Source organism: Rhizobium sullae (genome assembly GCF_900169785.1).
Lineage (GTDB): Bacteria > Pseudomonadota > Alphaproteobacteria > Rhizobiales > Rhizobiaceae > Rhizobium > Rhizobium sullae.
This window is the reverse complement of record NZ_FWER01000172.1, coordinates 1-764: the sequence shown is the minus strand read 5'-3', so window position 1 is coordinate 764 and position 764 is coordinate 1. Positions and strand designations below refer to the sequence as shown.

At 59.9% G+C, this 764-nt stretch carries 2 pseudogenes; both read right to left on the bottom strand.

The features are described 5' to 3' along the window. Positions 1–115: pseudogene (locus BN1800_RS41135) on the bottom strand (IS6 family transposase); the annotation flags it as partial. Positions 116–585: 470 nt separating this feature from the next. Next, positions 586–764: pseudogene (groEL, locus tag BN1800_RS41130) on the bottom strand (chaperonin GroEL); the annotation flags it as partial.

The following is a 764-nucleotide window of genomic DNA, read 5'->3' as shown; positions in this document are numbered from 1 at the left end:
CCAGACCGCACGGGCGATGATCTGCGGTGGAAAGCGGTGGTTCTTGTAGCTTACGGCCGGACTGTTCATCCCAACCCGTTACCCGACAACCGTTAAGCCGCTGACAACGTGACATCACCCGCGCGAGACCTCCCTTGGAACGGATATCGCGTTCGCCATAGCGCGCCCCCTCGCAACTCGAAGCTGGAGTCTAGAAGATTCCCGCTTCAGAGTTTCGGTTGTGATGCCTTCATATTGGTTATTCTTCCCTTCCCGTGACCTCGCGTCATCGCCCCTGTCCTGGATACAAGCCTCTTCCGGCAACCAAACGGGTCAGATGAAGATCCCGGTCGATCCCGCTCCTAACGCCCCTGCGGCTTGGAAGGTGACAATCCGACAGCCGGCCGCCGGCCGGAATGACGGCCCGCCCGGCGACGATCACCATGCCAGAACTTCTACGTCCAAGAAGGTGGCAGCAGGCCGGATGATGCAGCGCCGGATCCAGCTGTCTCAACGAGATCGCTAACGTCTTTTGTTGAGTAGTAAAAGGGCGGCTCGAGAGCCGCCCTTCGGATCCGGATGGATCGTGCTAAGGCTGTCGCCTTATCACATCATGTCCATACCGCCCATGCCCCCCATGCCGCCGGGCATTGCCGGAGCGTCCTTCTTCGGCAGCTCGGCGATCATGGCTTCCGTGGTGATCAGCAACGAAGCAACCGAAGCTGCGTTCTGCAGAGCCGTGCGGACGACCTTGACCGGGTCGACGATACCCATGGCGATCATAT